The following is a 26,776-nucleotide window of genomic DNA, read 5'->3' as shown; positions in this document are numbered from 1 at the left end:
GATGATGTGCCGAAGGTGGGGGTGAGCGTGATGACTCTCGTCCGAGGCCGGCTCGTCCGTGTTCACGTGGTGATCCTCCGTATCGGGCAGCGGTTGGCGTCAGCCGCCTGCGGCGCGGCCTTCGGTATCAGGCCTCGGACTCGGGGATCACATGCATCGCGGCCTCCTCCGCCGATGCCGCGGCCCCGTCCAGACCGATGTCGGAGGCGAAAAGGTCGGACTCGGTGTTCTCATGGCTGCCCTCGTCCGGCGCGACCAGTCGTCCGGCGCGCTCGTCGCCGACCTCGTGGTCGATGGGTTCACCGGGCGTGTCCCAAGTATCGCCGATTCCGTCACCCTCGGGGACGGCGATGTCCGGCAACTCCTCGGAGAGGCGCTGGTCCAGGCTCTCTCCCCGCTGCCGCTCCGCGGCCGTGACGCCGGTGTGCTCCACGCCCCAGGGCCGGTCCGGGGGTGAGTAGCCCTCGTCCAGTGCCTCGTCGCCGGCCCGGTAGTCCAGGGTGTCCGACGCGTCCAGGAGGCCGGCGTCGTCCTGCACCTCCGACCCGTCCGGCTGGTAGACCTCGTCGCCCATCGTCTCGTCGGTCACGTCCCGATCTCCATGCGTCGTGAGGCTCTGCTCGGTCTTCAGGCTAGGCATGCCCGGCGTGCGGAGTTGCCCGACGGTGCATGGGGTGCGTTCCGCCAGTGCACTGCTTGTGGCTCCCAGGATCCGGAGCGGTGACCGGTCAGCTCAGTTCGGTCTCCAGCCAGCTCAGGATCTCGGGGGTCACGGGATCGGTGATGTCGGCGAACTCCTCGTGCTTCTTCAGGAATTTCGCCACGTACGGGCAGACCGGCACGATCCGCTTCCCGGCGGCGCGTACGTCGGTGAGGGCCTCCTGAACGAGCCGGGAGGCCAGGCCCTGTCCGGCGAACGCGTCGTCGACCTCGGTGTGGTAGAAGACGCGCTGGTCACCGCGGTCGCGGTAGGCGGTCAGTCCGGCGCGCTCGCCGTCGACGAGGATTTCGTAGCGGCTCTTGGCGTCCACCCGCTCGACGGTCGGAGCGGCGGAAGACTGGCTCATGGGGTGCCTTTCATAGGGAAGTACATTCGGTGACGCGTCGGACGGGTCAGCGGCGCGGTGGGTTCCTGCGCGGCGTGATGACGGCGTTCGGCAGGGCGGGGGCGGGGAGGCGGTCTCCCGGATAACCTTCGACGGCACCGAAGCGATCGGAGGAGTTCTGCCACTCGTCCCGGGCCTTGGCGATGTCCTCGTGGCTGCGCCCGATGAAGTTCCACCACATGACGATCTCCTCCTCGAACGGGGTTCCGCCGAGCAGGACCGTCCGTGCGATGTCGTCCGACTCGTTCGTCAGCGTCAGCGCGTCGACGCCCGGGTGGGCGTAGCCCAACTCCGCGCGGCCGACCAGCGTGTCGGCCAGGCGCACCTCCCCCTGGTCGACCAGGAGTCCGTGCTCGAAGCCGGGGTCCACGGCGAGCGTGAGGGTCGCGCGCGGCGGGAGGACGATCTCGGCGCCGAGCAGGGGCGTGAAGGTCCGCACCGGGGAGGCCTGGCCGGCGAGGGAGCCCAGGAAGACCCGGATCTCGGCCCCGTCGATCCGGGCGGGCTCGGGTACGTAGTGCTGGAAGTCGCGTGCGGTGTCGCGGTGTTGCTCGGGCAGGGCCACCCACAGCTGGACGCCGTGCAGGATGGTGGTGCGCGGGGTGGAGACCTCCGAGTGGCAGATGCCGTGCCCGCCCGTCATGAGGTTCAGCTCGCCGGGCCGTACGTAGGCGTGGCTGCCCAGGCTGTCCCGGTGCTCGATCTCCCCGCTGAACAGCCAGCTCACCGTCTGCAGCCCGGTGTGCGGATGCGGGGCGACGTCCATGCCGCCCGAGAACGAGACGTCGTCGGGGCCGTAGTGATCGGCGAAGCACCAGGCGCCGATCAGGGTCCGGGCGCGCTGCGGCAGCGTCCGCCGTACGGTCATCGCGCGGGGTCCGCCGAGGGGCACGTCACGCGCGGTCAGTACGTCGACCCGCGCCGCCTCGGCCGGCCGCTCGCCGTCGGCCAGAGCACCGCACCGCATCTCCATGGGCTTGGCTTCGACATTGCTCACCGTGGACCACCTCCCGAAAACATTGTTTCATATTCAACCATCATCCGCGATAATAGATCGTCGGCACCGTCAGGTACACACCACACGACAGGTGAGCCACATCGACCCCGGAGGAGTTCCAGGTTGAGCAGTCACACGACCGGGTCCGCGGATCAGCGGATCTTCATCGACAAGCAGAGCCCCGCCGCCTATCAGGCGCTCGTACAGACCTCGGAAGCGGTCCGCGCGGTCGCCGCCGAGGCGGGACTCGACCGACGGCTCGTGGAGCTGGTCAATCTGCGCGTGTCGCAGATCAACGGTTGCGCCTACTGCCTCCACGTACACACCAGGGCCGCCGTGCGCGCAGGCGAGACCGCGCAGCGACTCGGCGTACTGGCCGCCTGGCGGGACACCGAGGTGTTCACGCCCGACGAGCGCGCGGCGCTCGCGCTCGCGGAGGCGACCACCGAACCCGGTGACGCCGCCCTGCAGGAGACGGCGTACGACCAGGCCCGCGAGGTGCTCACCGACGACCAGATCTCCGCCGTGATCTGGGTGGCGGTGACCATCAACGCGTTCAACCGGGTCTCGATCATGAGCAAGCATCCGGTCCGACCGCAGTAGGCGGACCAGGGGCTCTCTCTGCTCCGGCGATTATCTCTGTTGGAGATGACTGACATCCGGAACCATCGCGGTGGACAGGGGAGCAGAGTGCGGTGGCCGAGCGCTGATCCCACGTGAGAGCGGCGAGGAAGCTCCCAGGTCGGCTACGTGATCGGCATGCTCTTGCTGGTCCCGCTCGGCGACCGGCTGGAGAAGCGCGGCCTGATCACGGCGCTGCTGACGGCCACCACGGTCGCTCTGCTGGTGGCCGGACTCGCCACGAACTTCCCCATGCTGCGGATCGCGTCGCTGGTCAGCGGCGCCACGTCGGTGGTCGCCCAGATCCTGGTCCCGTTCGCCGCGAGCCTCGCCCTCGACCACGCCCGCGGCCGGATCGTGGGCCGGGTGATGAGCGGCCTGCTCACCGGGATCCTGCTCTCCCGCACCCTCAGCAGCCTGGTCTCCGACGTCGCGGGCTGGCGCGTGGTCTACCTGGGCTCCGCCGTCCTGATGGCCGTCCTCGCCGTGGCCCTGCGCGCGGCCCTGCCCCAGCACGCGCCCAGCACGACCATCCCGTACGCCCGCGTACTCCACTCCACCGTCCGGCTGGTCCGCACCCACCCCGCGCTGCTGCGCCGCGGCCTGTACCAGGCGGCGATGTTCGGCGCGTTCAGCGCGTTCTGGACCACCATCTCCTACGTCCTCACCGGCCCCGGCCTCCACTACTCCCCCGTCGGCATCGGCATCTTCGCGCTCGTCGGAGCCGCCGGCGCGGCCGTGGCCCCGCTGGCCGGACGCTGGGCCGACCGCAGGCTGACCCGGCCCATGACCGGCGCCGCGTTCGCCCTCGCCGCGCTGGCCAACCCTCCCCGGCAGCGGCGGCCTTGCTGCGGCACATCAACGCCTCGTGAAGGACTGGCCGGCTCTGGCTTCGCCCGTGATCCGCCTGACAGAACCCGGCGGTGAGGCGCTCGAAAACCAGTGGAGCAGCACCGCTGTGCGCCATTACCGTGCTGCCGGACCCAGTCGTCTAGGCAAGGACGTGCCGTTGTACACCCTGTGAGACCTCCCGAGAGCTGATCTGTCGCGCGTCGCGCCTGTGCGCCGCGCTGCTTTTTGCTGCGGACTTCTCACTGAAACCGGTGTACTTCTGTGCTCAATAGCTGGGTGGTCATGCCCACCTGCCTGCCGACCGTTCTCCGCCGTTGCCACGCCTGCGCGTCCGAGCGCTTCCAGGCGAACGGCAAGTTTCGCGTCAACGCGAACCACAAGCTCCTCGACGCCTGGCTCCTCGTGCTCTGCACTACATGCGGGGACACGGCGAAACTCACGGTCCTGGAGCGGATGAACGTCCGCTCCGTACGACCTGAGCTGCTGGACCGGATGCATGACAACGACCCTGGCCTGGCAGCTGAACTGCTCCAGGACCCGGTCGTGCGGCGCCGCAATCGCATCGCCCTCGACTGGGACGACGCCTGGCGCCTCGACACCGGCGGATCGGATCATCTGGACCGCGAGGTGATCGACGTGTCGGTCCGCTTCGCGGCGCCGATCCCTGTCCGGCCGGTGCGGCTGATCGCTGAGGGTTGCGGTCTTTCGCGGGCCGAGGTCGAGCGACTGATCACGGAGGGGAAGCTCGTTTCGGCGGTCCGGCTGAGCGGCAAGCTCTCCGGCGACTTCACCTTCACGCTCAAGCGCTGAGCCCTCGCCCGCGACCAGGGCCTGTCCGGCAAGATCCGTCGGACAGGCCCTGGTCGTCCCGGAGTTGGGCGGACCGGCCTTGGGCGTCCCGGCGTACGTCGTCCCGGCGTACGTCGTCCCCGCGTCAGGCGTCCCGGCGTCGGTCGCGGACCTCAGGGCTTTGCCGGAAGCCGGCCGACCTGTAGGTGGCGACGGCGCCGGCATTGGCGCTCGGGGTGCAGACGATCGCGCTCGACGAGCCCAGCTCTTGGAGTGCGGCCGCCGCCGCGACGGTGATCGCCTTGCCGTAGCCGTGACCGCGATGGTCCCGGTCCACGCCCATCGGCTCGAGGAGCCCGGGCCTCCCCGGACCGGCCGACCAGACGGTCACCGTCGCCACCGCGTTGCCCTGGTCGTCGTACGCGAGCAGACACCGGGCGTCGGCGTACGCCGGTCCGGCCGCCATCGCGTGCCAGCGGGCGTCCGTGAACGTCGACCGGTCGAACGCGGCCCGCTGCACGGCGGCTCGCACATGCGCACGGTCCGGCCCGATCACCTCGATCCGCACGCCGGGGTCCTCCACCGGCTCCGTGAGGTCGCGGCGCAGCGGCGTCCACGCCTCGTCGGTGTTCCATCCGTGCTCGGACAGCAGATCCTGGACCAGGGCGCCGATGGGCGCCTCGATGTACGCCTTCCCCTCCTTCAGTACACCCCGCTCCGGATCGCTCACGTCCTCGACCAGCTGCTGCGCCAGCTCCTCGTCCTGGTGAGCGTCCGGCGCCATCGTCAGCCGCAACAGCTCGGACCCGTCCAGCAGCCCGACGGCGAGAATCCGTCCGCCCCGGATCCAGGTCCGGACCGCCGCGGCCGTCGCCTCCGCACCGAACCGCCAGAACCAGCCCAGATCCCCCGGGTGCAGTTGCATCGGCGCCCCGTCGTACTGCCACTCCCGCAGCACGCCCACAGCCTCGCTCAACCCGTCGACGTCCGGTTTGCCCAACACGATCGCCATGCCCCGATGAGACACCACCGCGTCGACAGCCCGCACCCGATTTCCGGCCGGCCGCCTTCAGGTGCGGAGAGCGGCGTCCAGATCGCGGATGAACTCTCCGACGCGCCCGCCTCCGGGTGGTGCGGCGGGCAGACGGCCGAGCACGGCGACGACCGCTGCCGGTGCGTGGTGACGCGCCCATTCGAGGGTCCCGGTGACCGTGGCCCGTTCCTCGGATGCCAGCTCTTCCGCTCGGGCCGCGTGTGCTGCCGCGCCGAGAATGTGCTTCACCTGATGGGCACTTGCCTTGGGATGCAGGAACGCGGCGGCGGCCGCATGACTTGCCGCTCGGGCCGCGTCGACCGCGGCGGGTGGAGCGGCCTCTTGTGCCGCCTTGTACGCCGCCCACGCGCGCTGCCGTAGAGCCGCTGTCCGCCGGCCGCCCCCGGCGAACGCCTCCGCTGCGTCGACGGCGTCGCGGGGGCGCGCATCGGCGGACACGCTCTGCTCGAAGATCGGCAGTGTCCTGCGTGCGCAAGCAGCCGCGTAGCCCGCGATCTCCCGCAGTTCCTGTTCGCTCAGCTCGATGGTCTCCGACTCCGTTGGCACGCCCCCATCCTGCCGTAACGTCTTCTGTGCTGAGAGTTCGGCCTGGCCACGCGCGCGTCCCGATGGACGGTTCGCCGAAGCGGCGCGGGTTCAGGCCGCGGCGCTCCCGTGAGGTCCGGACGCGAAGGCCAGGATGTGCGGGACTGCCTCGCGGAGGCTGACGAAGTGGCGGTGCACGCCCTCCACCGCGAGGGCGGCGTTCACGCCCCACACGGTCATCCCGGAGCGCAGCCCGGACCGCACCCCGGACGGGGCATCTTCGATGACCAGGCAGTCCTCCGGCTCGGCGCCCAGCCGCGCGGCCGCCTGCAGATAGGGGACGGGAGAGGGCTTGCCCTCCTCGACAGCGGCCGCGTCCACGATCAGGCTCGGCAGCGGCAGGCCCGTCCGCAGGAAACGGCCACGCACCCGGTGCTCGTAATTGGAGGTGACCAGCGCCCAGGAGCCCGGACGCAGGCCGTGCAGCAGCTCCGACGCGCCGTCGAAGGCCGCGTAGACGCCGGAGCGGACGTCCTCGTCCTCCAACGCGTGCAGCGCGTCCAGGCACTCGCGCGGATCCCGGTCCGCGGCGACCTGGGCGAACGTCTCCATCGGCCGTGTCCGCAGCGCCACTTGGTAGACCTCGTCCGCGTCCAGCCCGTACCGCTCCGCCCAGGCACCCCACACCCGGCGCTGGTTGCTCACGGCGTCGATCAACGTGCCGTCGACGTCGAACAGGACGTACTTCGTGCGGCCGGGCCGCGCGGGTTCACTGGTCACGTGTCGATCATGCCAGGCGGCGAACAGGCCACGGCAGGCCGGACCCAAGGCCGTTGATCTGCGCGGCGACGACAGCGGTGGCGAGGCCGCTCAGCGGGCCGGGCGGTGTTCCGTGATCCAGCGGGCGGCGAGCAGGCCGGAGCCGGCGGTGAGGAGGGCGGCGGCGATGACGGTGGCGTTCAGGCCGAGGGTGTCGGCGAGGATGCCGGCGATCAGGGCTCCGACGGCGTAGCCGGAGTCGCGCCAGAAGCGGTAGGTGCCCAGGGCGTTGGCCCGCCAGGCGGGGTGGGCGTGGTCGGAGATGGAGGCGATCAGCGCCGGGTAGACCATGGCGGTGCCGATGCCGAGTGCCACGGCGGAGGCGATGCCCGCGAGCAGCGGGGTCTTCAGCAGGGTCAGGGCGAGGACGAAGCCGCCGGCCTGGACGAGCATGCCGTACACGATCAGGGGTTTGCGGCCGATGCGGTCGGCGAGGTGGCCGGTGGGGATCTGCCCGAGGCCCCAGAGGATGGGGTACAGGCCCTTGATCAGGCCGACGGCGGCGAGGCCCAGTCCGTGGTCGGTGAAGAGGAGGGGGAAGACGCCCCATGTCAGGCCGTCGTTGAGATTGTTGACGAGGCCGGCCTGGCTGGCGCCGCGCAGGGAGCGGTTGCGCCAGGAGGTGCGGGCGAAGACCGCCGCCAGGCCGGTGTTCTCACCGGTGGGCAGGGGCTTGGTGTGCTGGGCTAGTTCGAGGGCGACATGGCCGGCGGTGTCGCGGACGACGAGGGACAGGGCGAGTCCGGCGGCGACGAAGACGACACCGATGAGTTCGGGGGTGGGGCGCAGACCGTGGGTGGTGGCGAGGTAGCCGGTGAGGAGGGCGGTGGCGCCGACGGCGGTGTAACCGGCGGCCTCGTTGAGTCCGGTGGCCAGGCCGCGGCGGGCGGGGCCGACGAGGTCGATCTTCATGTTGACGGTCATCGACCAGGTGAGGCCCTGGTTGAGGCCGAGCAGGACGTTCGCGGCGACGATCCAGCCCCAGGACGGCGACCAGGCGAGCGCGAAGGGGACGGGGATGCCGATCAGCCAGCCGGCGACCAGGAGTTGCTTGCGGCGGAAGCGGGCGGTCAGGGCGCCGGCGGCGAGGTTGGTCAGGGCCTTGGTGACGCCGAAGGCGATGATGAACGAGAAGACGGCCAGGTCGCTGGTGAGGCCGAAGACGTGCGCGCCGATCAGCGGGACGGTGGTGCGTTCGAGGCCGACCAGGCCGCCCACGCAGACGTTGACGACGACGAGCAGCGTGAACTGGAGCCAGTTCTCACGCAGTCCCAGGCGGATGGGCCTCCCGGACGCGTCGGTCGGCGTGCTGGTCGCGGGCATGGTGTTCACGAATGAGTGTCCTGGGTGACCGGTCGTCCGTTGGCCGCCGCGTAGTCGGCGGGGCCGCCGTCGAGGACGGCGATGTCGGTGTGGCCGGCGCGTTCGAGGAGGCTGGCCGCGGTCATGGCCCGCTCGCCGTGGCCGCAGGCCACGATCGGCCCCTGGGGGGCGTCGGCGGCGTGTGCGGTGAGGCCGCCGAGTTCGATGTGCACGGCGCCGGGCACGTGTCCGGCAGCGAACTCGGCGTCCTGTCGTACGTCGAGGTACGGGCGGCTCCCGGTGCGGTCGGCGGTGACGAACGCGGTGGTGGTCTGCCGGTTGCCGGCCGCGAGCCATGCGGTCATGCCGCCGGTCAGGCGTCCGGCGAGACGCTCGTAGCCGATCTTGTACGCCTGCCAGACCAGCTCGCTCAGGTCCTGGTCGTCGGCCGTGACGAAGGCGAGCGGGACGGTGTCGGGCAGGAGCCAGCCCAGCCAGGTGGCGAACTGGCCGCGCAGCGGGATGGACAGGGAGCCGGGGATGTGGCCGGCCGCGTAGTCGGCAGCCGGGCGCACGTCGACCACGTGGCCGCCGTCCGCGAGCAGGGACGTGACCTGTCCGGCGTCGAGAGCGGGCAGCTGCGGGGTCGAGGTGAGGACGGCGGGGCCGCGCCGGTTGGCCTCGGCGAGCCGGTCGAAGTAGTCCGGGTAGCTGCCGAGGCCGGCCAGCAGCAGTCGTACGAAGGTGTCCTCGTCCGGGGCGGCCAGCAGCGGGTTCGTCCGCTTCTGCGCGCCGATGGTCGAGGTGCGCTCGCTGCCGGGCGGGGCCGAGCAGAAGGATCCGGCGCCGTGGGTGGGCCAGACCGCGACCTGGTCCGGTAGTTCGGCGAGGCGCCTGAGTGAGTGGTACTGGGCGCGGGCGAGTTCTTCGGTGCGGTCGGCGCCGAGGAGATCGGTGCGGGCGGCGGAGTTCACGATCAGCGAGCCGCCGGTGAAGACGCCGAGTGCGCGCGGGCCGTCCAGGAGCAGGAAGGACAGGTGTTCGTGGGTGTGCCCGGGGGTGGCCAGGGCGCGCAGGGTGAGGCCGCCCAGATCCACTTCGTCGCCGTCGGCCAGGCCCCGGTGCTCGAACATGCGGTGGCCCGCGGCGGAGGCCAGCACGGTGGCCCCGTGGTCGTGACCGAGCTGGACGGCACCGGAGAGGAAGTCCGCGTGCAGGTGCGTGTCCGCCGCGTACGCCACGGTCAGCCCGCGCCGGGCGGCGGCCTCCCGCAGGGTACGCAGGTCGCGGCTCGCGTCCACGGCCAGGGCGCGGCCGTCGCCGAGGTCGACGAGATAGGCGCTGTTGCCGAGCCCGGCGTCGACCAGGAGGGTCAGGTGGTCGTCGGCGAAGCCCATCAGGTCCTCCAAGGTCCGGATGCGCGAGGGCGATCGCGCTGCGGTCGGTGTGATCGGCTTGATCGGATTGATCGGCTTGTTCCACTTGATCCGCTCGATCGGTGTTGTGGTCACCGCACCTTCCATCACCTACACTATTCCATGGATTTATGGAGGATGTCATGGCGGGAAGCACCAGGGCCGGTACGAAGGCGCGGCTGTACGACGCGTTCGCGGCCAGCGGCAAGGCGCTGGCCAGCGGAAAGCGTCTGGAGCTGCTCGATCTGCTCGCCCAGGGCGAGCGCACCGTCGACGCCCTGGCCAAGGCGGCCGGACTGAACCTGACGACGGCCTCGGCGCATCTGCAGACCCTCAAGCAGGCCGGATTCGTGGCCACCCGCCGTGAGGGCGTACGCATCCACTACCGGCTCGCCGGGGAGGACGTGGCCCAGTTGTTCGCCCTGCTGCGCAAGGTCGCCGAGGCCCACCAGGCCGCCGTGCCCGCGGCGCGGGACGCCTACCTCGGCGACGACGACGCGGCGGAGGTCACCCAGGAGGAACTGCGCGCCCGCGTGGCGGCCGGGGATGTCGTGGTGCTGGACGTACGCCCGGCGGAGGAGTACCAGGCCGGGCACATCCCGGGCGCGATGTCCATCCCCGTCGACGAACTGGCCCACCGGATCGACGAGTTGCCCGAGAAGACGGAGATCGTCGTCTACTGCCGGGGCGAGTACTGCGTGCTCGCCTACGACGCCGTACGGCTGCTGACCGACCGCGGACGACGGGCCATCCGGCTCAACGACGGCATGCTCGAGTGGCGCCTGGCCGAACTCCCCGTCGACGCCGGGGACTTGGCATGACCGACCACGCCGGTCGTTCCCGGAGCCTCGTCACCGATCTCGCTGAGACTCTGAACTCCACCTGACAGCCCGCGTGGCATCCCGATCCGTTCCGCCCACCGGTCCCGCGCGCCCCTGCCCTGCCCTGCCCGGCCCGCACCGGCGGCCCGCTTCGCCCGTGCCCTGACCGGCGGGGCCCCATCCGGAGGACACATGACCAGTACCGCACCAGCCGGCACGACGGGTTCCATACCCGACGGACCCCACCGACCCGACGTGCCCGACGCCGCCCAGGCGCAGCGCCGCATCCTGCGCGTCCTGGTCGCCTCCCAGATCCTCAGCGGGGCCGGACTCGCCGCCGGTGTCACCGTCGGCGCCCTGCTCGCCCAGGACATGCTCGGCACCACCAGCCTCGCCGGGCTGCCCAGCGCCCTGTTCACCGCCGGATCGGCACTCGCGGCCATCGCCGTCGGCCGTATCTCCCAGGCCCGCGGACGCCGGCCCGGTCTGGCCGCCGGCTACTTCATGGGAGCCCTCGGCAGCGCCGGCGTCATCACCGCAGCCGTCCTGGACAGCCCCGTGCTGCTGTTCCTCGCCCTGTTCGTCTACGGCGCGGGCACCGCCACCAACCTCCAGGCCCGCTACGCCGGAGCCGACCTCGCCGACCCCGCTCACCGTGCCCGGGCCGTCTCCACCGTCCTGGTCGCCACGACGCTCGGAGGCGTCGCCGGACCCAACGTGGCCGCACCCATGGGCGATTTCGCCGAGACCCTCGGCATCCCCAACCTCGCCGGGCCCTTCCTGCTGTCCGGCGCCGCCTACGCCCTGGCCGCCCTCGTCCTCGCCGTCCGCCTGCGGCCCGACCCGCTGCTCGTGGCCCGTACGATCGCCGCGGCCGCCGAGCAGAGCAGGACCGTCGCCGACGCGACCCCGGCCGCCGGCCCCGCACGCGAACGCCGCGGCGGCGTGGTCCTCGGTGCGCTCGTCATGATCCTCACCCAGCTCGTCATGGTGGCGATCATGACGATGACCCCGGTCCACATGCACGACCACGGCCACGGCACCGCCGCCTCGGGCCTCGTCATCGCCCTGCACATCGGCGCCATGTACCTGCCCTCGCCGGTGACGGGCCGGCTGGTCGACCGCTACGGCCGTACGAAGCTCGCCGCCGCCTCCGGCCTCACCCTGCTGGCCGCCGGCATCCTCGCCGCCGCCGCCCCCGCCGACTCCGTCGCGCTGCTCGCGCTCGCCCTGGCCCTGCTGGGGCTCGGCTGGAACCTCGGCCTCGTCTCCGGCACGGCGATCATCACCGACACCGTGCCGCTCGCCACCCGCGCCAAGACCCAGGGCATGGTCGACGTCTCCATCGCGATCGCCGGCGCCACCGGCGGCCTGTCCTCCGGCCTCGTCGTCGCCGCTGCCGGCTACCCCGTCCTGGCCCTCTCCGGCGGCATCGCGGCCCTCGCGATCCTCCCCGCCATCGCCGCGACCGCGAGCAGCCGATGAGGCGGCCCACTCCCCCTGCTTCCAGGTTGTCTCGGGTGAGCGCGTGGGGGCGGAGCTATCGGTATGTGGGGCCGGCTGGTCTGAGCGTCGGCGTCCGGCCTGGTGGCGACGGTCGCCGGATCGGTTCCGCGGCGGACTTCGATGCCTGGGCCGCGGAGCAGTCGAGTGTGGACCTGGCCGAGCCGTTCACGTTCGTGGTCGGCACGGACGGTGTGCTGCGGCTGGCGCCGCGTCGGAGCGAACATGTGGCCTGCGCCGGAGGGCAACCGGTCCTGAGCGCCGGCGAGATCGCCTTCATCTGTGAGTCGGAGTCAGGCAGCTGGCGGGTGAGCGACGTCAGCAACCACTCGACCGGATACTGCCCGGACGTCAGCTCCTGGCCGGCGGTCGCGCGGGCCCTGGACCGGGCAGGGCTTGGGCGTCCGGACGGCTTCACGCACGAGGTGGTGTTCCGCCGCTGTCCCGGCTGCCAGGAGCACGGCATCGTGCGCGAGGGCGACTTCGTCTGCGTGTTCTGCGGCAGCGACCTGCCGTCGGTCTGGAACGTGGATCCGAATCCCCTTGCCTGAGGCCGCGGACTGCGGAGCGGAGGCCGTTGATGACTGTGACCAGCGCCGTCGACACGTGACGGCGGCTCAGGAGAGGGACAGGCGCATGATCGTCAGGTCGAGCCAGCGGCCGAACTTGGTGCCGACCTCGCGCACGGTACCGGCGATCTCGAACCCGAACCGCTGATGCAGCCGGATCGACGCGGTGTTCTCGGCTTCGATGCCGGCGATCATGACGTGATGGCCGGCCGCGCGCGCCGAGGCGATGAGGGCGTCGAGCAGCGCGGAGCCGATGCCGAGGCCGTGTCGGTCGGTGCGGACGTAGACCGAGTTCTCGACCGTGTGGCGGTAGCCGTCGAGCTGCCGCCACGGGCCGTAGACCGCGAACCCCGCCACCTCGCCCTCCGCTTCGGCCACGAACGCCGACGCGCGCTCCAGGTGGACCGCCAGCCAGGCGGCGCCCTCGGCGGCGGACTGCGGGGTCTGGGTCCACAGGGCCGTCGAGTGCTCGATCGCCTGGTTGCGGATCGCGCGGACGGCCTCCGCGTCGCCCGGGCGTGCGCGGCGCACGGTCACGGTCGCCGCGCTTCTCTCGTATATTGGATTCATGTCCAACATAGTAGATCCTCTGGTGGGGCAGATCGCCGCCCGAGTCCGTACCGAACGGGAACGCCGTCGGTGGACTCTGGCCCAGCTCGCGGATGCCTCCGGCGTGTCGCAGGCCATGATCAGCAGGATCGAGCGGGGTGAGAGCAGCCCGACCGCCGTCGTGCTCGGCAAGCTGTCCGCCGCGTTCCAGCTCAGCATCGCCTCCCTGCTCGCCCTCGCCGAGGGGGCGCAGGAGGAGTCGCAGAGTGAGTCGCAGGAGGAGTCCCAAGGGGGCGCAGGCGTGCGCCGCCGGGCCGACACGGCCGAGTGGCGGGATCCCGGCACGGGCTACCGGCGCCGGCAGATCAGCGGCCCGCGCTTCCCCGCGGAGGTCGCCGAGATCCGTCTGCCGGCCGGCGCCCAAGTGCCGTATCCGGCCGCCGCGTTCGCCTTCGTACGACAGATCGTCTGGGTCCTCGACGGCCGCCTGACCTTCCACGACGGCGACACGGTCCACGAACTCGACGCGGGTGACACCATCGAACTCGGGAACCCCGCCGAGCGCGTCTTCGCCAACACCACGGACACCGAGTGCCGTTACGCCGTCATCCTCACCCGCGGCGCACAGCCGTGACCCCGCCCTCCCTCCCGCGTGGCGGCACCTTCCTCCTGGCCTGCACAGCCGGGACGGCGATCGCGAACAACTACGCCATCCAGCCCGCGCTCAGCGCGGTCGCCGCCGATCTGGGCGTGCCGCTCTCCGTGATCGGTCTCGTCCCGACCGCCGCACTCGCCGGCTGCATGACCGGCTTCGCCCTCCTGCTCCCCCTCGCCGACCGCCTCGCCCCCAACCGCCTGGTGGCCGCACAGTTGACCGCCCTGGCCGCCGCCCTCATCCTCGCCGCCGCCGCGCCCGGCGCGGGCGTGCTCCTGGGCGCGTACCTGTGCGTCGGCGCGGCCGCCAGTGTCGCGGCCCAGGCCGGCAGCATCGCGGGGCGATACGCCCCACCCGGCCGACGGGGAACCGGCGTCGCCATCGTCGCGGCCGGGATGTCGGCAGGCATCCTGCTCAGCCGCCTGGCGGGCGGCACCCTCACCGACATCCTCGGATGGCGCCGGATGCTCCTCGTGTTCGCCGCCCTCGCCCTGCTCTGCGCGGTACCCGCCGCCACGCTGCTGCCCCGGCAGCGACCGCGCTCCGACCACGGCTATCGCGCCGCCCTCACCGCACTCCCGCCGCTCCTGCGGCAGTTCGCACCGCTGCGCCACGCGGTGGTCGTCGGCGGACTGTGGTACTTCGCCTTCAACGTCACGTGGGTCGCGCTCGCGCTGGCCCTCGCCGAACCGCCCTATTCCCTCGGCCCGGCCGCCATCGGCCTGTACAGCCTGGCCGGCCTCCTCGGTCTCGTCGCCCTCCCCCTCACCGGACGCCTCACCGACCGGCACTCCCCGGCCACGGTGATCACCATCTGCATGCTGGCCGCCGCGGCCGGAACCGCCCTGTTGGTCACCGGCCTGAACAGCCCGCCGACCACCGCCGTCGGCCTCGCCCTCTTCGACGCCGGCTGCTTCGCCGCCCAAGCCGCCAACATGAGCCGCGTCATCGCCCTCGACCCACACCGTTCCGGGGGCCTCAGCAGCGTCTACCTCGTGCTCTACTTCACGATCGGCGCCGCAGGAACCGCACTGGCCGCACCCCTGCTCAATACCCTCGGCTGGCAGGGCACCACGCTCACCGCCGTCGCAGCGCTGCTCCTCGCCGCCGCCCTCGGACACACCGGCTTCCGACGGACGCACAGCGAGCCTGCCCACGCCGCAGCCCGCGATCTCGTCCCGCGTGCGGGGACATCGCGTGCGCAGAAGTCACGTGCGCAGCAATCGACTGCGCCGAAATCGCGTGCGCGGAAATGAGGACCGCCGCACGGCTGCCGACGGCCGCGCCGCGACAGCCATGCGTTTCTCCTCTCCCAGGTCCGAGCGCAGTCGGGGCATCCGGACCCGTCAGGCCGCCAGCAGTTCCGTGACCAGCCGTACGGCTTCCGGCACCTCGACGTGGTCGTCCGGAGTCGCCCCGAAGTGGGCCCCGGTCGGGGTCACCACCGCCGTGGCGCCGAGGCCGTTCACGAGCAGCCGGACATGCTCGGTCGGGTCGGGCTGGTTGACCGGGTCGTCCATGGCCTGGAGCACGCGGAAGTGCCGCGCGGACCGGCGGATCCGCTCCCAGTCGAAGCCGCCATCGAAGAACTCGGCCAGTTCGTCGTAGCCGACCTCGTGCGCCGAGGTCGCCACGAGCAGCACGCCGGCGAACACCCCCTGAGCATCAGGGTCGTGCTGCTCCAGGAAGCGGAGCACGTTGACTCCGCCGATGCTGTGCCCGACGAGCACGGTCGACTCGGCGGGACCGGCGGCCAGGACGGCCGCACCGTACGTCTTGCGCCAGGGTTCCAGCCGCGGGGCGGCGGTCTCCGGCAGGCGGGGCACGGTGACCCGGTGACCGGCGGCCGCGAGCCGCTCGGTGAGGTACGGGAACCAGACGCTGTCGTCGCTCGACCCGTAGCCGTGCGACACCACGATCTCGCCCATGGCCGATCCACTCCCTCAATCGAATCATCATCGAATCAATCAAAACGATCCGTCGCGTTTCGATTGACCGTAGCACACTGCTACGGTGTCGCCGTGCCCATCGGAAAGACCCCAAGCCGCCGGACCGGTGGCCGTGTTCGCAGCCAGGACGCCCAGGACGCCGTCCTCGCCGCGGCGATCGAGCTCGTCGAGGAGTCCGGCTACCAGGCCGTCACCATCGAGGGGATCGCGGCCCGCGCCGACGTCGCGAAGAGCACCATCTACCGTTGGTGGAAGTCGAAGCCGGCCCTTGTCATGGACGCGTACCGCACGGCCGTCGAGCAGCGGATGCCCGAACCGGACACCGGCACGGTCGCCGGCGATCTGACCGCCTTCGCCGCCGCCCTGTACGGCGTCTCCGCGCACCCGGTCCGGGTCCGAACGCTGCGCGGGCTGATGGCGGAAGCCCAGCTCGACCCTGCCTTCGCCGAGCCGTTTCAGGAGTGGGTCGAAAGCAGGCGGGCCGTCGTGCTCACCCTGCTCGCCCGGGGTGTGGAGCGCGGCGAACTCCCGGCCACGGCCGATCTGGACGCCGCGACCGACCAGTTCTTCGGCCTCTTCTGGTACCGCCTGCTGGTCGGCCACCAGCCACTCGATCCCGCCCAGGCCCCCGGCCACGTCGCCCAACTGCTCCGGGGGCTGGGTGTGCCGCACGGGGAGCGGTCATGAAGGACCCCCGGGAATCAGGCCGAGCTGTCGCATCTGTGAGAACACGTCCACGACTCCCCAGATCTCGGCGATCCTGCCGTCCGCGATGCGGAAGATGAAGATCTCGCTGTAGGTGACGGACCTGCCGGTCGGCTGCAGGCCCCTGTACTCGCCCCGATGGGTACCGGTCACCGTGTTCCTGGAGACGACCTTGTCCCCCTGGGCGATCACGTCCTCGACCGCGACGTGCACGTCGGGAAACGCACGAAGGAGCACGGTCCATACCTGCTTGAGCGCCTGTGCCCCCGTCGTGTCCATCGGCACCGGCGCGTGGAAGAGCACGTCCGGATCGACGAACTCGTCGATCGCCTTCGCGATGACTTCGGCGTCGCCGGTGTTCACGGCGTCGTGAAAGCGGCCCAGCATCTCCACGTTGCTCGTCTCCTGGCTCGTCGACATGCGGCTCCTCCTTGGGTCGGCATGAGCATGCGGGTCGTGGTCACGTCTCGCGACTGACCACACACCGATGACGAGTCGGCCCGCCGCGATGTGACATCACCGGATTTGACGTGCTCCCCGCCCTAAAGGACGGGGATTCCAGCCTGGGCCGTCTGGCCCTTCTGGGGGCTTCCTGCTTCACGGCGCTGTGCGGGAACGGATGCCCGTCTTACCGGCGCTCCACAGGCGTTTAGCCTGTCCGCCCGTCCGGCGGCCAGGATGTTGCGTGCTGCGTTGACTCAGCGGACTCACCCGTCCGGAGCAACGGATTCACTGCAGAATCGATTACGGCACGGGCTCCCCTTCGGACGTGGGGCGGCGGCCGGCCGGGGTTTGACCGACCATGGAGGGGGCAGAGGGGCCATCAGGGTGGCCCCAGGCCGTGTCGGGCGGCCCGCACGGGACCGGTTGGCCATCCTGGGCTGCGGCAACACCCTTCCCGGCAACAAGGAGCACGGCATGCCCGAGGACACGGTCGCACGATTCCTGGCAGCCCTGGACCCGGAGCACCGGGAGGCCGTCAGCGCCAAACCGCGCGAGGAACAGGAACAGCTCGCGGCGGCCTGGGAACGGGAACTGGAATCCGACGACGAGCTCGACACCCTCGACGAGCTGTCCCCGCCGGCGGCAGAGGAGGAAGCGGCCCGCCGCGTCCTCGGCCGTGAAAGCGGCGACTAGGTCCGCCGTCCGCGCTCGCCCGGCCGATGCGTCAGCCGCTCTCCGGCCGCATGAAGGAGAGTTGATCGCTGTTCGCGGAGCAGCGGGTTCGGCGGCGCGGGGGCCCTCGCCTGGGATGCCGGCAGGAGTGGCACCGTTGTAGCGAAGCAGTATCGTGGAGAGGTCTTTCCGGCACGCCGTCTCCGCCGACCGGTGCGGATACCGTCACCTCGGCGGCTGTCGGCCGGTGGCCGTCTCAGCCCGTCTCACCCCTGGTCGAACCGAACACGCGCGGCCTTGTGTCCATCTCCTGGCGAGCTTCCACGACAGTGCCGCCGCGGTGCTCGAACAACCCCTCACCGGGAGGGCCCCACCGTGGACATGAAACTCGAGGTCGTAGTGATCCCGGTCGCCGACGTCGACCGGTCGAAGGACTTCTACGAGGGGCTGGGGTGGCGGCTGGACGCCGACTTCCCCGGCGCCGACGGCTTCCGCGTGGTGCAACTGACACCGCCCGGGTCCGCCTGCTCGGTGATCTTCGGCGACGGGGTCACCTCGGCCGCGCCGGGATCCGCCCAGGGCCTGTACCTCGTGGTGTCGGACATCGAGGCGGCTCGGGACGAGCTGGCACGACACGGGGTCGAGGTCAGCGAGGTCTTCCACGACGCGGGCGGAGTGTTCCACCATGCGGGCACCAAGGACCGGGTGTCCGGTCCCGATCCCGAGCGGGGCAGTTACGCCTCGTTCGCCTCGTTCACCGACCCGGACGGCAACGGCTGGATGGTGCAGGAAGTCACCGAACGACTGCCGGGTCGGTGACACCGCCGCACCCCGGCCGACAACGGACAGGAGCCCACACCGATGTCTGTGACATTCGCTTCGGCGGACGAACTGGCCCAGGCTCTCGTACGTGCGGAACAGGCACATGGGCAGTACGAGAAGCAGCTCGGGCACCGTGACGACGACTGGCCCATCTGGTACGCGCGATTCCTCGTCGAAGAGCAGAGCGAGGGAAGCGGCGCCGGCTCGGACGACTCGAGCCAGTGAGGGTGAGGCGTTCACGCTCAAGGTCCTGTGAGAGTACGGACGTTGACGTCAGCGCTGCGTGTTGACTGCCGATGGAACGCCTCACAGAGCGGAGCAGGACCGTGCGAGAGTTCTTGGTCGAGATCACCACCACCGTCCCCGAGGGCACGAGCCAGGACGAGGTCGACCGGCGGCGGGCCGCCGAAGCCGTACGAGCCCGGGAACTGGCCTCCACCGGCCATCTCGCGCGGCTGTGGCGCCCGGTGGGCGAGCTGCGCAGCATCGGCATCTGGCGGGCCGACGACGAGGACGAGCTTCACGAGAAGGTTCTGGGCACCCTGCCACTGCGCCCATGGATGACGCTCACCGTGACCCCCCTCGAGTCCCACCCCAACGACCCGGGCCGCGTCGCTGACGCGCGGTGACAGCGCCCACTTCTGACCACCTGCAGTCCTGGTCGCCGTCCGGGGCCGAGGGTCCGGGCCGGCCCGGCGGCCCGAGGACGGCCCGGGTCCGTTCGTCCCGGAGGTCGGCGAGGCGCGCGTAACCTCACAGCCGGCCGCGCCGAAGAGGCGTGCCCAGGTCGGGCCGGGCATGTCGGCAGCCCAGCCAGGTTGACCGACATGCCCGTCATACCCCTCGCGGTTCCGCCTGCATGAAGCGGCCCCCCGCGACGCTACGGGCGCCTTGGCAGAGGGGCAGGCCCTAATGGAACGCCGGCAGGTTGCGCGCGACCCACTCGCTGAAGGGGGCGGGCGGACGGTGGAGTACGGCCGCCACGTCGGGGCTGACCTTCTGCTCGGCCGGGAGCGGGACGCCGAGGACGTCCAGAGTGCCGGTGACGACCTCTTCCGGCATGAACTGGGCCAGGTGCGCGTGGGCGTCCTCGCGGGACAACTCCACGAAGGCCACCTCCTCACCCAGGGCCGCGGAGATGGCTGCGGCCTGCCGGCGGGGGCTGATCGGCTCGGGACCGGTCAGTTCGTAGGTGCGCCCTTGGTGACCGTCCTCGCGCAGAACGGCCGCGGCGACCGCGGCGATGTCCGCCGGGTCGACGACGGGCAGCGCAACGTCACCGAAGGGGGCGAAGACCGTGCGCTTGGTGCGGACCGTCTCGGCCCAGGCGAAGGCGTTGGAGGCGAAACCGCCCGGACGCAGGATGGTGAAGTCCCGCCCGGATGCGCGTACCGCTGCCTCGAACTCCCGTAGCCGGGCGTGCGAAGGCGCCTCCGGGCGCGTGGCGCTGACCTGCGAGGAGACCAGAACGACCCGCTCCACCCCGGCCTCCGCGGCCGCGTCCAGCAGAGCGCGCGGACTCTCGCCCCGGCTGTTGAGCTCGCCTCCCAGCAGGAGGAACAGGGCACGGGCGCCGGTGAGGGCCGGCCGCATGCTCTCGGCGTCCCCGGCATCGGCCTGGACCCACCGGACGCCGGCCAGGCGGTGTGCGGGCTGGGGCCGTCGCGAGACCGCCACGACCTCCTCGCCCGTCTCGGCCAGCAGTTCCACGAGCGTCCGCCCGATGTTGCCGGTCGCACCCGTCACTGTGATCATCACGATCCCCCTGAAGTGAGTTAGTTGACTGACTGAGAACGTAGCACGCCCCCACTGGAGGCTGTCTATAGTCAGTTGGGTGACCAACTCAGTGAATCGGCGGGCGCGAGCGTCGCAGAAGCGTCAGCAGCTCACCGCGGCGGCGGCCCGGGTCCTGCACGAGCAGGGCGTCGAACGCACCACCCTCGCCGACATCGCGCGCGAGGCCGACGTCCCCGTCGGGAACGTCTACTACTACTTCAAGACGAAGGACGAGCTGGTCCAGGCCGCGCTGTCCCAGCACAGCGCGCACCTGGACGAACTCACCGAGCGACTGGAGCAGTTGGCCGACCCGCGCGACCGCCTCAAGGCGCTCGTCGAAGGGTGGGTCGACCAGCGCGACGTCGCCGCCCGCTACGGCTGCCCCACCGGCACCCTGGCCGTGGAACTGGACAAGCGCACCGACGGCACCCTCGACGCGGAGGCCGGCGCGGTGATACGGCGGCTGCTGGACTGGGCCGAGGGTCAGTTCCGTGAGCTGGGCCTGCCCGACCCGGACGGCCTGGCCCTCACCCTCGTCTCCGGCTACCAGGGCATGTCACTGATGGCCAACGCTCTGCGCGACCCGGACATCATGACCCGCGAGGGCGCCCGCCTCCTGCGCTGGCTCGACTCCCTCCGGCCTGCGGACGCGTAACTTTGACCCGGCGCGCGAGATGGACCGTGATGTCGGCGGTCATCTCGACCCTCTCCGGCAGCACCTCCATGATCCGGCTGAACACCTGTTCCTGTGCCGAGGCCGGCAACACGAGATAGGCCGAGACGGTCGAGAGGTGCCCGACATAGTCGCGGGCACTCATCGTCAAGCGCCTCTCGATCAGGGACTGTTGAACGTCGGTGAACCACTCGGACCGCCGCAGCTCCGTACCCGGCCACTGCATCGCATGCCCCGGCGGCGTCCCGTCCGGAGACGGAATCTCGTCGCTCTCCACGAAGGGGGCCCGTGCCGCGCGGACGGCCTCCGCCACAGCCGGGTCAGCGAGCTGGACCGGCCCGCCGAACGAGGCGAACACGCCGCCCGGCTCCAGCAGCGCGGCCATCCGTGACCACCGGCCCTCCGGGTTCGTCCAGTGCAGGGCCGCCGCCGCGTAGACCAGCCCGTAACTCTCACCCGGTCGCACGTCCTCGAACGCGGCTTGCACGGTCCTCACGTGTGCCGGCACGTGCTTGCGCAGCTCGGCGAGCATGGCCCCGTCGGGCTCGGTCGCGGTGACCGTGACCCCCTGTTGCGCGAAGAGGCGGGTCGCCTTGCCCGTGCCGGCGCCGATCTCGAGGGCACTCGGAATCGAGCGACGGCCCGCGTACGCCATCACCCTGTCGAACAGCTCCACGGGATACCCCGGCCGGAACCGTTCGTAGGCCTCCGCCCTCGCTCCGAAACTCAGTGCGCGCCCGGACATACCGAGCATCCTCACATCGCGGCGGTCATCCCACAGTGCCGAACCACTTCGTCAGCCGGCCCAGCAGGTCCTGCTGGTCGTCGCCGACCCAGGCCACGTGGCCGTCGGGGCGCAGCAGTACGGCGGGTACGTCCAGTTCCTCGCTGACGTCGACGACATGATCGACCCGGTCCACCCAGCCGGTGACCGAGAGCCGGCCGGTCTGGTCGAGCAGCAGTCCGCGGCCGCCGTGCATCAGCTCGTAGAGGCGCCCTCGCTTGAGTTGCACGTCCCGCAGCCGGCGGCCGAGGAGTTCGTGGCCCTCGCCGAAGTCGTAGCGGACTCCGACGGCGGTGATCATCTCGGTCACGTACCGGTTCACCTCCTCGAAGTCCATCAGCGTCGAGAACAGTTCCCGCAGCGCGGTCGGACCCGGATCGGTGCCCAGCAGCGTCATCTGGGCGCGGGTGTTCCGCAGCACGCGGGCGCCGACCGGGTGCCGTTCGGTGTGGTAGCTGTCCAACAGCCCTTCCGGAGCCCAGCCGTTGACCTCGGCGGCCAGCTTCCAGCCGAGGTTGAACGCGTCCTGCACGCCGAGGTTGAGCCCCTGCCCGCCGGTAGGCGGGTGGATGTGGGCCGCGTCGCCGGCCAGCAGCACCCGGCCGACCCGGTAGCGCTCGGCCTGCCGGGTTCCGTCGCCGAACCGGGACAGCCAGCGCGGTGCGTGCACGCCGAAGTCGGTGCCCGCGAACGCCCGCAGCTGCTTCTTGAACTCGTCGAGGGTCGGCGCGGTCGCACGGTCCTCGGCCACGCCGTCGGCGGGCACGACGATGCGGTACCTCCCGTCCCCGAGGGGCATGGCACCGAACCGCAGTTGGGTCTTACGGACTTCCTCGACGACGGCGGAGATCGTCGCCGGATCCTCGGTCGCCGCCAGGTCGCCCAGCAGCGTCTCCACCTTGGCGGGTTCGCCGGGAAAGCCGACGCCGAGTTGCTTGCGCACGGTGCTGCGGCCGCCGTCGCAGCCGACGAGGTAGCGCGAGCGCAGATGTGTGCCGTCCGCCAGCTCGACGGTCACTCCGTCCTCGTCCTGGCTCACTCCGACCACGTCGCAGCCGCGCCGGATCTCGGCGCCGAGTTCGAGGGCACGCTCGTCGAGCAGCCGCTCGGTGACCGGCTGCGGGGTGGCGAGGCCGTACGTGTGAGCCGTGTCCAGCCGCTCCGGCCACGGCTTCATGATGCCGCCGAAGAGGCCGCCGGCCTGGAACTTCTCGCTGACCGCGAGGAACCGGTCCAGCAGACCGCGCTGGTCCATCACCTCGACGCTGCGCGCGTGCAGACCTTGCCCGCGGGACTCCCCGGTCGGCTCGGTCAGTCTCTCCAGCACGACCACGTGCACGCCGTGCAGCCGCAACTCGCCCGCCAGCATCAGTCCGGTCGGTCCCCCGCCGGCAACGATCACGTCGATCATCACGCATCCCACTTCCGCAGTTCTGGCTTCGGCAGTTCTGGCTTCGGCGGGCGATTCTGCGGCATGACCGGGGCCTTGCGGCAAGGCCCCCCATGCGCTATAGGTTGAGAGTGGCAAGGAGAGGGTGTCCCTCCTTGCCTTTGTCATTTCCCCTGGGCCCCTGGGCTCCTGGAATGGGCGGGCGTACGGGCGCTCCCCGTCAACGGTCGTTCCCTGCTGCCCCCTTGGCCTGTCGGACCAGCAGGCCTCGTAGTTCGCGGGCGTTGCGTCGGCTCACGGCGAGGACCTGGTCGCCGACCCTGACCGTCAGGTTGCCGCCGTCGAGGCGCAGCTCCTCGATGCAGCCGAGGGCCACCAGATGGCTTCGGTGGATGCGGACGAAACCGCGGGAGCGCCAGCGCTCCTCCAGGGTGGACAGCGGAATCCGCACCAGATGACTGCCGTCACGCGTGTGCAGGCGCGCGTAGTCGCCCTGGGCTTCGGCATGGGTGATGTCGGCGATGTCGACGAACCGTGTCACCCCGCCCAGCTCCACGGGGACCTGGTCCGAGACGGTGTCTGCCGGAGCGGGGGCGGGCCGGCGAGGGCCTTGTCCCGCTCTCGTCAGGTCCACGACGCGTCGTACGGCCTCGGTGAAGCGCTCCTTGCGGATCGGCTTCAGCAGGTAGTCGACGGCCTTGAGGTCGAAGGCCTGGACCGCGAAGTCCTCGTGGGCCGTGACGAAGACGATCAGGGGCGGTGCCGCGAAGCCGGCGAGCAGACGAGCCATGTCGAGGCCGTTGAGTCCGGCCATGTTGATGTCGAGGAACACCACGTCGATGGCCTCCTCGCCGTCGGTCCCCTGCTCCATCGCCCTGCCGAGCCGGCGCAGGGCCTCGGTGGCCTCCAGAGCGCCCTCCGCCCTGCCGATCCGGTGGTCTTCGCGCAGCAGATAGAGCAGCTCCTCGAGCGCGGGCTCCTCGTCGTCGACCGCGAGGGCGCGCAGCGATACCGCAGGACCCGCGGTCCGGCCCACGGGGTTCGACCATCCCCGGTCGGCTGCGCTCAAGTGCCTCATCTCCTCGTGCTCGTCCCAGTGCTCGTTCTCGTGCTCGTGTTCATCGTGAGGCGGTCGGGATGCGGCGACAAGGGTCGGCCCGGCTCCGTACGGGCATCGCTGGGACGGTGGCTTCCTGGTCACCTGGCCGGGCGTCTGAGTATCGAGAGCGGTCCGTTCACGGCGGTGCGACGGGACCGGTGATCAGTGGCCCGGTGCCCTTCGGCGGACGCGGGCAGGTGCCCTTACCTGCGGCTTCCTTCGGTACCCGGCTTTACCTGGGGGTCCTCTTCGGGGTATCCATGGCGCATGCTGCTGCGCCAATTGGAGTACCTGAGTGCGTTGTCGCGCGAGGGCCACTTCGGTCGCGCGGCCGCGGCGTGCCATGTGTCCCAGCCCGCGTTGTCGGCCGGCATCCGCAAGCTGGAGAGCGAGCTCGGGGTGCGGATCGTCCAGCGGGGGCAGCGGTTCGAGGGGTTCACCCCGGAGGGCAAGCAGGTGCTGCACTGGGCCCACCGAATGCTCGCCGAGCAGGACGCGCTGCGTCACTCGTTGTCGAGCATGCGGGGCGGGCTGTCCGGGGTGCTGCGCATCGGCGCGGTGCCCACGGCGCTGACGGTCGCGTCGTTGCTGACCACCCCGTTGCGCGAGCGGCATCCGAGCATGCGGTTCTCGTTGGAGTCGATGTCGTCACGGGAGATCGTGTCGCGGCTCAACGAGTTCGACATCGACGTCGGCATGACCTACGTGGACGGCGAGCCCCTGGGCAAGGTGCGGGTCGTGCCGCTCTACCGCGAGCGGTACCTGTTCCTGACCCCACGTGACGGGGAGTTCGCCGACCACGGCTCGGTCAGCTGGTCCGAGGCCGCGACGGCGCCGCTGTGCCTGCTGACGCCGGTGATGCAGAACCGTCGTATCCTCGACGGGCACTTCGCCGAGGCCGGCGCGACGGTCAGTCCGGTGATCGAGACCGACACCGTGTCGGCGATCTACGCGCACATCACCTCCATGGGGTTGTCCAGCGTCATCCCGCACGCCTGGCTGCACAGCTTCGGCGTCCCCGACGACACCCGCGTGCTGGCGCTGCCCCGGCCGCAGCGGTCCGTCCACGTCGGGCTCGTGCTGCCCGACCGCAGCCCCGAGTCGATGCTGGCCCGCGCTCTGATCGACGTCGCGCGTGAGATCGACATGCGGGGCGAACTGGACCGGGTGATGCGGCACCACGTCAGCGAGGCACGCCCGCATCGTCCAGATATCGGTGCATGACGTCCGCCGGAAGGCTCGGGTTGCTGAGGGCGTGGGAGGAAGTCTCCGGATTCCCGCAGCTTTGCAGGATGAGATCGACCGGCAGCGCGGGGTGCGCGGCCGCCATGGCGCGTACCCACTCGTCGGGGTCGGCGAGCAACCGGACGACGGCCTCGACGGGCGCGTCGGCGTCCAGGCCCACCAGCCATCGTTTCTCCGGGTCCGGGTCGTCGGCGAAGCGCTGTCCGTTGCCCGCGGCCGGGAAGTTCGGGTGGCGCAGCAGGTAGCTCTTGGTGATGACCTGGCAGTCCAGATAGGTCTGCAGTACCACCTCGCCGTCGACGGTCGGTTGGTTCTCACAGAGCAGGAGTCGCACGGGGTAGTCGTCGTCCTTGGAGAGCCGGTCGACGGCGTCGGCGGGCAGGTGCCGGCTGCAGGCGGCGCTGCGGCGTAGGAGGGTGTTGGCCGACGTGGCGCATTGGCGCAGGACGTCGGGATCGGCGCAGAGGAGAACCCATTCGACGGGGTCGGGCCGGTCGGACGGGCTGACGGTGACGTCGATGGCGGTGCGTTCGGTCTCCGTCAGCTCGGGTCGTACGGACACCTCCAGCCGGACGCTGTGCGCGTCGTCGTTCGCCAGCCTCCGGACGACGTCGATGGGAACGTTGAGGTTGGCCGCCAGCTCCCGCCGGTCCCTCTCCTCGGTGCTCGCCGCGAGCCGTTCGGCGGTCGCGGGGCTCATGGCGCCGTACCGGATCACGTCCCGCCTGCCGAAGCGGCCGATTCCCGCGTCGAGAAGCAGATCCGTGTAATGCGGGTCATCACGGCATGCCTTCATCATGGCCGCCTCACGTACGGTGTCGTCGGCGTCGCGGAGCAGACGGTGGCGGGTGTCCTCGGAGAGCAGGGCCCACTGGTGGCAGGCTGCCTCGCGGAGATCCGCGTCCCGGTGGTCGGCGAGCCCGGCGACCAGGCTTGGAGCCGTGTGACGGCAGAAGGCCGCGCTTCGGCGGACCAGCGGTTCCGGATCGGCGAGCAGGCGCTGCTGAGCGGACAGGGGCAGTGGCCGCACGCGGATGCGGAACCCGTCAGGTCCCATGGCCAGACTCCGACGGACGCGTGGATCGGGATCGTCCACGAGCCGGGCGCGCTGTTCCGCGGTCACCCCGACGTTCCCGGCGAACGCCTCCCGCAGCCGGTGGTCGGGGTTCGTGACGATGGCGTCGACCACCTCGTCCGGCAGGGCGCGCGAGCTGATCGTGTCCCAGGCCGCGATGGCCTCCTTGCTCAGCAGCCTGGTCAAGACGTCGGCCGGCGCCGCGGGATTGCGCGCGATCGCGTCAATGGTCTCGTGGTGAGCGTGGAGTCCACGCATGGTGCCCCTCCCTGTTCGCCGACGGGCATCCCGGCCGTTCATGAAGGGGATGCGATGCCGCTGTGAAGTACGCACGAGGTGGCCTCCACAGGGGTGTTGACCTGGCAAGTATCCCCGGTCACCCGTGACATCGCCGACTCGCCCGGCGCTGAGGAGAGTGACCCCGGGCGGGGTCAGGGCGCCTGCACTCCGGGGGGAGTCGAGCGGGCGCCGTCGGGCAGGGGCAGGCTCGCCCGCCTTCCGTGACGGGCCTTCCCCTGCTCGCCCCCAGGGCGCTCGCGTGATGTGGATCACATATTCGGCGTGG

General features: G+C 71.0%; 31 protein-coding genes. 15 read left to right on the top strand and 16 right to left on the bottom strand.

Going from position 1 to position 26,776, the window contains the following annotated elements; all coding sequences use genetic code 11:
• Positions 1-127: 127 nt before the first annotated feature.
• From ABZ865_RS23395 to ABZ865_RS23385, 3 genes are all read right to left on the bottom strand, one after another.
• Positions 128-574 carry a DUF5709 domain-containing protein gene (locus tag ABZ865_RS23395; RefSeq protein WP_361233668.1) on the bottom strand — a complete coding sequence of 149 codons (447 nt, stop codon included), beginning with the start codon at positions 572-574 and terminating at the stop codon, positions 128-130.
• Between the two features lie 154 nt (positions 575-728).
• Positions 729-1,067 carry a GNAT family N-acetyltransferase gene (locus tag ABZ865_RS23390; protein ID WP_361233421.1) on the bottom strand — a complete coding sequence of 113 codons (339 nt, stop codon included), beginning with the start codon at positions 1,065-1,067 and terminating at the stop codon, positions 729-731.
• Positions 1,068-1,113: 46 nt separating this feature from the next.
• Entirely contained in the window at positions 1,114-2,103 is a 990-nt protein-coding gene (locus ABZ865_RS23385) for a pirin family protein (protein ID WP_361233419.1), read from the bottom strand.
• Between the two features lie 123 nt (positions 2,104-2,226).
• On the opposite strand from ABZ865_RS23385, the gene ABZ865_RS23380 reads away from it, so the two are divergent.
• The 3 genes from ABZ865_RS23380 (at position 2,227) to ABZ865_RS23370 (ending at position 4,386) form a co-directional block, all read left to right on the top strand.
• Positions 2,227-2,706 (top strand): carboxymuconolactone decarboxylase family protein, encoded by a 480-nt coding sequence (locus ABZ865_RS23380; protein WP_361233416.1) that lies wholly within the window; start codon positions 2,227-2,229, stop codon positions 2,704-2,706.
• A gap of 156 nt (positions 2,707-2,862) precedes the next feature.
• Positions 2,863-3,651 carry an MFS transporter gene (locus ABZ865_RS23375; RefSeq protein ID WP_361233665.1) on the top strand — a complete coding sequence of 263 codons (789 nt, stop codon included), beginning with the start codon at positions 2,863-2,865 and terminating at the stop codon, positions 3,649-3,651.
• 186 nt (positions 3,652-3,837) lie between these two features.
• Complete coding sequence (locus tag ABZ865_RS23370) at positions 3,838-4,386, top strand: DUF1062 domain-containing protein (RefSeq protein WP_361233413.1); 549 nt, start codon at positions 3,838-3,840, stop codon at positions 4,384-4,386.
• 124 nt (positions 4,387-4,510) lie between these two features.
• Here the strand turns inward: ABZ865_RS23370 and ABZ865_RS23365 are convergent, their stop codons facing one another.
• The 5 genes from ABZ865_RS23365 to ABZ865_RS23345 all read right to left on the bottom strand — a co-directional run bounded on the left by ABZ865_RS23365 (position 4,511) and on the right by ABZ865_RS23345 (position 9,576).
• The gene (locus ABZ865_RS23365) at positions 4,511-5,377 is read right to left on the bottom strand and encodes a GNAT family N-acetyltransferase (RefSeq protein ID WP_361233410.1); all 867 of its coding nucleotides are present in this window, start codon (positions 5,375-5,377) and stop codon (positions 4,511-4,513) included.
• Between the two features lie 57 nt (positions 5,378-5,434).
• Entirely contained in the window at positions 5,435-5,965 is a 531-nt protein-coding gene (locus tag ABZ865_RS23360) for a putative immunity protein (RefSeq protein ID WP_361233407.1), read from the bottom strand.
• A 90-nt stretch (positions 5,966-6,055) separates the two neighbouring features.
• Positions 6,056-6,724 carry an HAD-IA family hydrolase gene (locus tag ABZ865_RS23355; protein ID WP_361233404.1) on the bottom strand — a complete coding sequence of 223 codons (669 nt, stop codon included), beginning with the start codon at positions 6,722-6,724 and terminating at the stop codon, positions 6,056-6,058.
• Positions 6,725-6,814: 90 nt separating this feature from the next.
• Positions 6,815-8,086, bottom strand: a complete 1,272-nt coding sequence (locus ABZ865_RS23350; protein WP_361233662.1) for an MFS transporter — start codon at positions 8,084-8,086, stop codon at positions 6,815-6,817.
• Positions 8,087-8,091: 5 nt separating this feature from the next.
• Positions 8,092-9,576 (bottom strand): MBL fold metallo-hydrolase, encoded by a 1,485-nt coding sequence (locus ABZ865_RS23345; RefSeq protein WP_361233400.1) that lies wholly within the window; start codon positions 9,574-9,576, stop codon positions 8,092-8,094.
• Positions 9,577-9,623: 47 nt separating this feature from the next.
• Between ABZ865_RS23345 and ABZ865_RS23340 the strand changes: the two genes are divergently transcribed.
• From ABZ865_RS23340 to ABZ865_RS23330, 3 genes are all read left to right on the top strand, one after another.
• On the top strand, positions 9,624-10,301 hold the full coding sequence (locus tag ABZ865_RS23340; RefSeq protein WP_361233397.1) for a metalloregulator ArsR/SmtB family transcription factor: 678 nt from the start codon (positions 9,624-9,626) through the stop codon (positions 10,299-10,301).
• A 192-nt stretch (positions 10,302-10,493) separates the two neighbouring features.
• Positions 10,494-11,786, top strand: a complete 1,293-nt coding sequence (locus ABZ865_RS23335; protein ID WP_361233394.1) for an MFS transporter — start codon at positions 10,494-10,496, stop codon at positions 11,784-11,786.
• A 35-nt stretch (positions 11,787-11,821) separates the two neighbouring features.
• Entirely contained in the window at positions 11,822-12,355 is a 534-nt protein-coding gene (locus ABZ865_RS23330; protein ID WP_361233391.1) for a hypothetical protein, read from the top strand.
• A gap of 66 nt (positions 12,356-12,421) precedes the next feature.
• Here the strand turns inward: ABZ865_RS23330 and ABZ865_RS23325 are convergent, their stop codons facing one another.
• Positions 12,422-12,943, bottom strand: a complete 522-nt coding sequence (locus tag ABZ865_RS23325) for an N-acetyltransferase family protein (RefSeq protein ID WP_361233388.1) — start codon at positions 12,941-12,943, stop codon at positions 12,422-12,424.
• Between ABZ865_RS23325 and ABZ865_RS23320 the strand changes: the two genes are divergently transcribed.
• Together ABZ865_RS23320 and ABZ865_RS23315 are read left to right on the top strand one after the other, a co-directional pair.
• Entirely contained in the window at positions 12,942-13,556 is a 615-nt protein-coding gene (locus tag ABZ865_RS23320; protein ID WP_361233385.1) for an XRE family transcriptional regulator, read from the top strand. The two genes, ABZ865_RS23325 and ABZ865_RS23320, sit on opposite strands and share 2 nt — an antisense overlap.
• On the top strand, positions 13,553-14,833 hold the full coding sequence (locus ABZ865_RS23315; protein WP_361233381.1) for an MFS transporter: 1,281 nt from the start codon (positions 13,553-13,555) through the stop codon (positions 14,831-14,833). Before ABZ865_RS23320 ends, ABZ865_RS23315 begins: the two co-directional genes overlap by 4 nt.
• Before the next feature lie 90 nt (positions 14,834-14,923).
• Here ABZ865_RS23315 and ABZ865_RS23310 read toward each other — a convergent pair whose 3' ends face one another.
• Positions 14,924-15,505: an alpha/beta fold hydrolase gene (locus tag ABZ865_RS23310; protein ID WP_361233378.1), complete on the bottom strand. Its 582-nt coding sequence runs from the start codon at positions 15,503-15,505 to the stop codon at positions 14,924-14,926.
• Positions 15,506-15,598: 93 nt separating this feature from the next.
• Between ABZ865_RS23310 and ABZ865_RS23305 the strand changes: the two genes are divergently transcribed.
• The gene (locus ABZ865_RS23305) at positions 15,599-16,213 is read left to right on the top strand and encodes a TetR/AcrR family transcriptional regulator (RefSeq protein WP_361233375.1); all 615 of its coding nucleotides are present in this window, start codon (positions 15,599-15,601) and stop codon (positions 16,211-16,213) included.
• Here ABZ865_RS23305 and ABZ865_RS23300 read toward each other — a convergent pair.
• Complete coding sequence (locus ABZ865_RS23300; protein ID WP_361233372.1) at positions 16,208-16,651, bottom strand: ester cyclase; 444 nt, start codon at positions 16,649-16,651, stop codon at positions 16,208-16,210. The two genes, ABZ865_RS23305 and ABZ865_RS23300, sit on opposite strands and share 6 nt — an antisense overlap.
• A gap of 498 nt (positions 16,652-17,149) precedes the next feature.
• On the opposite strand from ABZ865_RS23300, the gene ABZ865_RS23295 reads away from it, so the two are divergent.
• The 4 genes from ABZ865_RS23295 to ABZ865_RS23280 all read left to right on the top strand — a co-directional run bounded on the left by ABZ865_RS23295 (position 17,150) and on the right by ABZ865_RS23280 (position 18,798).
• Positions 17,150-17,368, top strand: coding sequence for a hypothetical protein (locus ABZ865_RS23295; protein WP_361233369.1), 219 nt, complete (start codon positions 17,150-17,152; stop codon positions 17,366-17,368).
• A gap of 354 nt (positions 17,369-17,722) precedes the next feature.
• A complete protein-coding gene (locus ABZ865_RS23290) occupies positions 17,723-18,166 on the top strand; it encodes a VOC family protein (protein ID WP_361233366.1) in 444 nt (147 codons plus the stop codon).
• Between the two features lie 42 nt (positions 18,167-18,208).
• A complete protein-coding gene (locus ABZ865_RS23285) occupies positions 18,209-18,394 on the top strand; it encodes a hypothetical protein (protein WP_361233363.1) in 186 nt (61 codons plus the stop codon).
• Positions 18,395-18,495: 101 nt separating this feature from the next.
• Positions 18,496-18,798: a muconolactone Delta-isomerase family protein gene (locus ABZ865_RS23280; RefSeq protein ID WP_361233360.1), complete on the top strand. Its 303-nt coding sequence runs from the start codon at positions 18,496-18,498 to the stop codon at positions 18,796-18,798.
• A gap of 280 nt (positions 18,799-19,078) precedes the next feature.
• On the opposite strand, the gene ABZ865_RS23275 is transcribed toward ABZ865_RS23280, so the two are convergent.
• On the bottom strand, positions 19,079-19,924 hold the full coding sequence (locus ABZ865_RS23275; RefSeq protein WP_361233357.1) for an NAD(P)H-binding protein: 846 nt from the start codon (positions 19,922-19,924) through the stop codon (positions 19,079-19,081).
• Positions 19,925-20,003: 79 nt separating this feature from the next.
• On the opposite strand from ABZ865_RS23275, the gene ABZ865_RS23270 reads away from it, so the two are divergent.
• Positions 20,004-20,600: a TetR/AcrR family transcriptional regulator gene (locus ABZ865_RS23270; RefSeq protein ID WP_361233354.1), complete on the top strand. Its 597-nt coding sequence runs from the start codon at positions 20,004-20,006 to the stop codon at positions 20,598-20,600.
• On the opposite strand, the gene ABZ865_RS23265 is transcribed toward ABZ865_RS23270, so the two are convergent.
• From ABZ865_RS23265 to ABZ865_RS23255, 3 genes are all read right to left on the bottom strand, one after another.
• Complete coding sequence (locus ABZ865_RS23265; RefSeq protein ID WP_361233351.1) at positions 20,536-21,363, bottom strand: class I SAM-dependent methyltransferase; 828 nt, start codon at positions 21,361-21,363, stop codon at positions 20,536-20,538. The two genes, ABZ865_RS23270 and ABZ865_RS23265, sit on opposite strands and share 65 nt — an antisense overlap.
• Before the next feature lie 25 nt (positions 21,364-21,388).
• The gene (gene rox, locus ABZ865_RS23260; RefSeq protein WP_361233348.1) at positions 21,389-22,813 is read right to left on the bottom strand and encodes a rifampin monooxygenase; all 1,425 of its coding nucleotides are present in this window, start codon (positions 22,811-22,813) and stop codon (positions 21,389-21,391) included.
• Between the two features lie 199 nt (positions 22,814-23,012).
• Positions 23,013-23,828: a LytTR family DNA-binding domain-containing protein gene (locus ABZ865_RS23255; RefSeq protein ID WP_361233659.1), complete on the bottom strand. Its 816-nt coding sequence runs from the start codon at positions 23,826-23,828 to the stop codon at positions 23,013-23,015.
• Positions 23,829-24,158: 330 nt separating this feature from the next.
• Between ABZ865_RS23255 and ABZ865_RS23250 the strand changes: the two genes are divergently transcribed.
• Positions 24,159-25,115, top strand: coding sequence for a LysR family transcriptional regulator (locus tag ABZ865_RS23250; RefSeq protein ID WP_361233345.1), 957 nt, complete (start codon positions 24,159-24,161; stop codon positions 25,113-25,115).
• Here the strand turns inward: ABZ865_RS23250 and ABZ865_RS23245 are convergent.
• Positions 25,075-26,469: a hypothetical protein gene (locus ABZ865_RS23245; protein WP_361233342.1), complete on the bottom strand. Its 1,395-nt coding sequence runs from the start codon at positions 26,467-26,469 to the stop codon at positions 25,075-25,077. The two genes, ABZ865_RS23250 and ABZ865_RS23245, sit on opposite strands and share 41 nt — an antisense overlap.
• Between the last annotated feature and the right edge of the window lie 307 nt (positions 26,470-26,776).

This window comes from Streptomyces sp. NPDC047085 (assembly GCF_040643735.1).
Lineage (GTDB): Bacteria > Actinomycetota > Actinomycetes > Streptomycetales > Streptomycetaceae > Streptomyces.
Note: the sequence above shows the minus strand (reverse complement) of the source record. Positions and strands in the feature narration are given on the sequence as shown.